Raw genomic sequence first — 5,438 nt, forward strand, 5'->3', positions numbered from 1 at the left:
TGCATGCCGGCCGCCTGGCCGGCCTGGCCGCCGCCCACGACGCCGGCCGGTCGGACGCCGCCGCCTTCGCCCAGGCCAGCGCGGCGGACCACGCCGCCCTTGCCACCCTCGCCCCCTTCGCCGCCGCTGTGTCGCGGCTGATGGCGCTACGCCCCGGCGCCGTCCGCGCCATCGCGCCCACCACAGTCGTTTGCCGCTGCGAGGACGTGACGCGCGGCATGATCGACGCCGCGTTCGAGGATGGCGCGCGGGAGGTCAACCAGCTCAAGCACTTCACCAGATGCGGCATGGGGCCCTGCCAAGGGCGCTCCTGCGGCGACGTGGCAGCCGAGATCCTCGCCGCACGCGTCGGCTCGCGCGAAGCCGCTGGTTGCTGGACCGGCCGCCCGCCGCTGCGCCCGGTGCCGCTGGCCGACCTGCTGGGCGAGTTCGACTACGCCGACATCCCCATCCCCGCCCCGGCACCGCTATGACGGAGACCTACGACCTCGGCGTCATCGGCGGCGGCGTGCATGGCTGCACGGCGGCGCTGTTCGCCGCGCGCGGTGGCATGCGCGTCGCGCTGCTGGAACGCGGTCCGCTCTGCCGGGAGGCCTCCGGCGTCAATGCCGGCACGCTCACCCTGCAGATGACGCGGCTGGCGCTGATTCCCTACGCGATGCGGGCGCATGCCATATGGGCCGCCGCGCCCACCTGGCTGGGTCACGATGTCGGCGTGGTGGTGTGCGACGGCCTCAGCCTCGCCTTCACCGATGCGGAGGCAGAGCTGCTGCGCTTCCGTGCCACCAAACGGCGCGAGGCCGGCGCACCGATCGCCCTGATCTCCGGCCGGGAGGCGATGGCGGTGGAACCCGGCCTGACCGACCGCGCCCTGCTGGCCGGCCACTGCAAGGTGGATGGCTTCGCCAACGCCTATCTCATCGGCCTCGCCTATCGCCGCGCCCTGCTGAAAGCCGGCGTGGCGCTGCACGAGAACCGCGCCGTCACCGGGCTGGAGCGCGAGGATGGCGGCTTCACCGCGCGGACCGCCACCGGTCCCGTGCGCTTCCGCCGCGTGCTGATCGCCGGCGGCGTATGGATCGAGCCGATGCTGCGCTGGCTCGGCGTCGAACTGCCCATCAAGGTGCTGGTGAACCAGCTGGTGGTGACGGAGCGGGTGCGGCCTGTCATGCGTACCGTCGTCGGCATTGCCAATGGTCTGCTCTCGCTGAAGCAATACCCGCACGGCACCGTCGTCGTCGGCGGCGGCTGGCAGGGGGAGGGAGACCGGGAGCGTGGCGGCGTCGCCCTGCGGCCGGAGCGGATGGTGGGCAATCTCCGCCTGGCCTGCCACGCCATCCCCGACCTGCGCGGCGCCCGCATGGCCCGCGCCTGGGCGGGGCTGGAGGCCGAGACCGCCGATGCCCTGCCCGCCGCCGGCCCGGTGCCGGGCATCCCCGGCGCCTTTGTCTGCGGCAGCGTCCATTCCGGCTACACCAGCGGGCCCTACATCGCCCGCCTGATGGCCGACCGCATCCTGGGGCGCGAGCCCGAGATGCCCCTGTTTCCCATCGACCGGCTGCTGGCCCCGCGCCATGCCGGCACACCGGAGGCCGCATGAGCGCGCCCATCACCGACCGCCTGCGCGGCATCCACGCGGCCACCATCGTGCCCCTGACGCCCGATTTCCGCATGGATGAGGCCGCGCTGGCAGCCCACCTCACCACCGTCTCCCACACCCCCGGCATTCGCGGGCTGCTGGTGAACGGCCATGCCGGCGAGAACTTCGTCCTGGACGCCGAGGAAAAGCGCCGCGTCATCGCCATCGCCCGCCGCATCGCGCCGCCGGATTGCCTGATCTGCGCAGGCGTTAACGCCGAATCCAGCCTGGAAGCGGCGCGTGAGGCCGCCGCGGCCGAGGCCGCCGGTGCCGACATTCTGCTGGTCTTCCCCCCCAACAGCTGGGCGCTGGGGCACGACGCCGATTGCGTGGCCATCCACCACGACCACGTGCTGGGGGCCACCGGGCTGCCACTGCTGCTCTACGGCGCCCCGGTCGGCGCCGGCGCCATGGCCTACAGCGCCTGGACGCTGGAACGCCTGGCGGCCGAGCCCCGCATTGTCGGCATCAAGGACGGTTCCTGGGAAGTCGCCGCCTATGAAGCCAACCGCCGCCGCCTGCTGGCCTTGCGGCCGGACTTCGCCGTACTCGGCTCGGGCGACGAGCACCTGCTGACCTCCTACATCATCGGTAGCCACGGCAGCCAGGTCAGCCTCGCCGCCCTGGCCCCGGCCCTGCTGGCGCAGTTCTACGACGCCGCCACCGAGGGCGACTGGGACCGGGCCCGGACCCTGCACGAAGCCATCTACCCGCTCTCCGTCGCCATCTACCGCGACGCACCGGGCGGCCGCGCCACCGCCCGCATCAAGGCCGCCCTGCGCCGGCTGGGCCAGATCCCCTGCGACGCCGTCCGCCCGCCCCAGCCCTCTGCCACCAGCAGCGAACGGGCAGCGCTGGACCGCGCCATGGAAGCGGCGGGGATGCTGGAACGCGCCTGAGCGGACCAGTGTTGTCGGGGGAGAGAAAGGCCGGGGAAGGAATTCCCCGGACCCATCTTCATTTTCCGAGTTTGCGTTATGCCTTGGACTTGGGGGCCGACGCTTTGAAGTTTTTTAATGTTGGGCCGCGTCAGTTACACCGTCAGTCGCCGGAGCTCCAGGGCCTCTGGCGCACCCACCCGTCCCTCAACAACCACGTCCAGACCTGCTCAGAAAAGAAGGGTCCGGCGAATTCCTTCCCCGGCCTTTCCCTTCACAACCCCACCATCGCCCCACCTCGGGGTTGGCAGGTTGCACCGCACTGTGCCAGCCTCCTTGCAGGATAGCTGTGGCGCGCACAGATGAAGCACATGGATGCGAAGGCCGTTTTCCACCCTTACCCTGCCAGGGCAGGGGCCCTGGCTGCATGAGCCAGACTGGGCCGGATGCACAGCCGGCGCAGGTCGTCAGCCTCAGCCGCGTACGGGATGACAAGCTCTGGGCGGTGATCGCCGCGGTCGGCCGCCGCACTAGGATTGCCGAGGTCTATCACAGCCGCGCGGCTGCCGATGCGGACCGCAACTGGCGTGAACAGCAGGTCACCGCCTATGCCGGCTTCCTGCGCAGTTCGAGCATGCCAGTGCCTAACTACAGCGTCGCCCCCATTCGCCGGCCGGACCTGCCGCGCAGCTGGCGCCCGCTGCCGGCGCTGGGTTTTCTGCGTGGGCAGATCATTTGAAGGCCCCTTTTTTTCTGCGAGCCTGGCGCCGCGCTCAAGGCCGCCACGGCATAGCCTGAACAGCGGCCAGCGAAGGCCAACCTCCAGCCACCAAGCAGGAAAATTCGAAAAAAAGAAAAGAAGGGGCCCGGGGAATTCCTTCCCCGGCCTTTCTTCCTCCACGCCAGCCTCACCCCGGCCACTCCGCCCGGATCTGCCCCAGCGCCGCCGTACCCGCATCCAGCAACAGGTTCACATCGTTCGCCACGACGACGAAGCGGGCGTCGAGGCTGATGGCGTGCGTCGGCAACAGGGCCTGCGGCAGGCCGATGACGCCGAACGCCTTGCCATGCGCCTGCGCGGCGGCCGCAATCCGTGTAAAGGCCTCCAGCACCTCCGGATGATCCGGCGCGCCGAAATGACCCAGGCTGGCGGCGAGATCGTTGGTGCCGACCAGCAGCGCGTCGATGCCCGGGGTGGCGGCGATCGCCTCCGCCTCCGCCAGGCCGGCGGCGCTTTCGATCATCGGCACCACCAGCGTCGTCGCCTCCTCGGCGCGCGCCATCTCGCCGGCCGGCGGCATACGGAAGCCGAAGCGGGCCAGCGGCGAGGGCAGCGAGCGGGCACCATGCGGCGCGAAGCGGCAGGCGCGGACGATGCGGGCGGCCTGGGCCGCGCTGTCCACATGCGCCACCACCACGCCATCGGCGCCGACATCCAGCACCCGCGCCAAATCCGGATGCTCCGGCCCGCCCACCCGCACCAGCGCCGGCAACCCGGCCCCCTGCGCGGCGACGCACAGGGTGGCGGCATCGGCGATCGCGAGCGGGGTGTGCTCGGTATCCACTAGCAGGAAGTCGAATCCGCAGACACGGGTCAGCGGCACCAGCTCCACCGTTCGCAACAGGCAGGCGGCCAGGCCGAAGACGGTCTCGCCTTGCGCGAGGCGGGCGCGGAGGGTCATGCGGGTGGTTCCTGTCAGGGCGCGAAGGCGGCAGGCGGGCGGCCGCGGCCCAACGCGGCCTCGGCCACCATGCGGCCGGCCAGCGGGCCGAGCGTCCAGCCATTGGAGGTGACGGCGTGGAACAGCCCGGGGTGGCGCGGGCTCTCGCCGATCACCGGGCCACGGTCGAGATGCACGTTCGGTGAGGCCCAGGCACGCAGCACCCGCAGCCCGCCCAGCAACGGCAGCGCCTGCCCGGCCACCCAGAGATTGCCCTCGATGGAACCGCGCAGCAGCCGCGCCGCGCCATCCGCATCCAGCCGCCCCGGCCAACCGCCGCCAATCAGCAACTGCCCACTCTCAGTCTGCTTCAGCGAGAGATGGCGGCGTGCCCACTGCACCAGCGGCCGCAGCGTGGGCGGCGCGGCGGTGGTGGCGATGACCTGCTGCACCACCAGCCGCACCGGCAACACCTCCCCCACCAGCGCGCCGATGGCGGCGGCATGCGGCCCGGCGGCGTTGATCACCCGCCCGGCGCGGAAACGGCCGGCGGGGGTGCCGATGCGCCAGCCGCTGCCGTCACGTTCCAGCGCCGTCACCTCCAGGCCGGTCGCGATGCGCGCACCTGCCGCCAGCGCCAGGCGCAGCAGGGCGGCGGTGCCGCGCAGCGGGTCCATCTGGCCTTCCTGCGGGCACCAGGAGGCTCCGGCCAGGCCGGGACGCAACGCCGGGGCGATGCGGCGCAACTCCTCCGGCCCGACCACCTCGGCGGCGATGCCGCGGGCGCGCTCGAAGGCGGTCTTCTGCCGCAGCCAATCCAGCGCCCCGGGCGTATCGGCCAGGATCAGGCCGCCCTCGGTACGGATGGAGAGGGATTCGCCGGCATCGGCCGCCAGTTGCTTCCACAACGCCACGGCAGGCGGCGCCATCGCCAGCGCTTCGGCCAGCGGGCCGGGGGCGTCGGTGCCGTCGAAGGCATACGCCAGCAACTGCACGTGCAGGCTGCCGGCATTGGCGGTGGAAGCGCCGAGGCCGGGCTCGCCGCGTTCGGCCAGCAACACGTCCTCCCCCGCCCGCGCCAGGAACAGCGCGGCGGAGAGGCCGACGATGCCACCGCCGATGACCAGCGTGGCACAGTCGCGCGGCAACGGCGCCGGGGCGGCGGTCAGCCAGCGGCGCGGCGCGGGCGGCGTGGCGTAGATGGCCTCGCCCGCCGGCTGCTGGCGCCAGATGGCGGCAGCGGGCACCGGGCGCAACGGC

At 72.3% G+C, this 5,438-nt stretch carries 6 protein-coding genes; 4 read left to right on the plus strand and 2 right to left on the minus strand.

Annotated elements, in window-relative coordinates; genetic code table 11:
- The 4 genes from IBL26_RS25005 to IBL26_RS25020 all read left to right on the plus strand — a co-directional run.
- A partial coding sequence (locus IBL26_RS25005; RefSeq protein WP_187787216.1) for a (2Fe-2S)-binding protein occupies positions 1-473 on the plus strand: 473 nt, incomplete at its 5' end.
- Complete coding sequence (locus tag IBL26_RS25010; protein ID WP_187787217.1) at positions 470-1,600, plus strand: NAD(P)/FAD-dependent oxidoreductase; 1,131 nt, start codon at positions 470-472, stop codon at positions 1,598-1,600. The genes IBL26_RS25005 and IBL26_RS25010, both read left to right, overlap by 4 nt.
- Positions 1,597-2,538 carry a dihydrodipicolinate synthase family protein gene (locus tag IBL26_RS25015; RefSeq protein ID WP_187787218.1) on the plus strand — a complete coding sequence of 314 codons (942 nt, stop codon included), beginning with the start codon at positions 1,597-1,599 and terminating at the stop codon, positions 2,536-2,538. Before IBL26_RS25010 ends, IBL26_RS25015 begins: the two co-directional genes overlap by 4 nt.
- Before the next feature lie 406 nt (positions 2,539-2,944).
- Entirely contained in the window at positions 2,945-3,256 is a 312-nt protein-coding gene (locus IBL26_RS25020; protein WP_187787219.1) for a hypothetical protein, read from the plus strand.
- A gap of 169 nt (positions 3,257-3,425) precedes the next feature.
- Here IBL26_RS25020 and IBL26_RS25025 read toward each other — a convergent pair whose 3' ends face one another.
- Together IBL26_RS25025 and IBL26_RS25030 are read right to left on the minus strand one after the other, a co-directional pair.
- Entirely contained in the window at positions 3,426-4,199 is a 774-nt protein-coding gene (locus IBL26_RS25025; protein ID WP_187787220.1) for an HpcH/HpaI aldolase family protein, read from the minus strand.
- A gap of 14 nt (positions 4,200-4,213) precedes the next feature.
- Positions 4,214-5,438, minus strand: a 1,225-nt coding sequence (locus tag IBL26_RS25030; RefSeq protein ID WP_187787221.1) for an NAD(P)/FAD-dependent oxidoreductase, incomplete at its 5' end; no start/stop codon positions are given.

The sequence above is a fragment of the Teichococcus aerophilus genome, from assembly GCF_014490485.1.
GTDB lineage: Bacteria > Pseudomonadota > Alphaproteobacteria > Acetobacterales > Acetobacteraceae > Pseudoroseomonas > Pseudoroseomonas aerophila.

Coding starts and splice junctions, on each gene's coding strand:
- IBL26_RS25010 (WP_187787217.1), top strand. CDS start 470: ATGACGGAGACCTACGACCTCGGCGTCATCGGCGGCGGCGTGCATGGC.
- IBL26_RS25025 (WP_187787220.1), bottom strand. CDS start 4,199: ATGACCCTCCGCGCCCGCCTCGCGCAAGGCGAGACCGTCTTCGGCCTG.
- IBL26_RS25015 (WP_187787218.1), top strand. CDS start 1,597: ATGAGCGCGCCCATCACCGACCGCCTGCGCGGCATCCACGCGGCCACC.
- IBL26_RS25020 (WP_187787219.1), top strand. CDS start 2,945: ATGAGCCAGACTGGGCCGGATGCACAGCCGGCGCAGGTCGTCAGCCTC.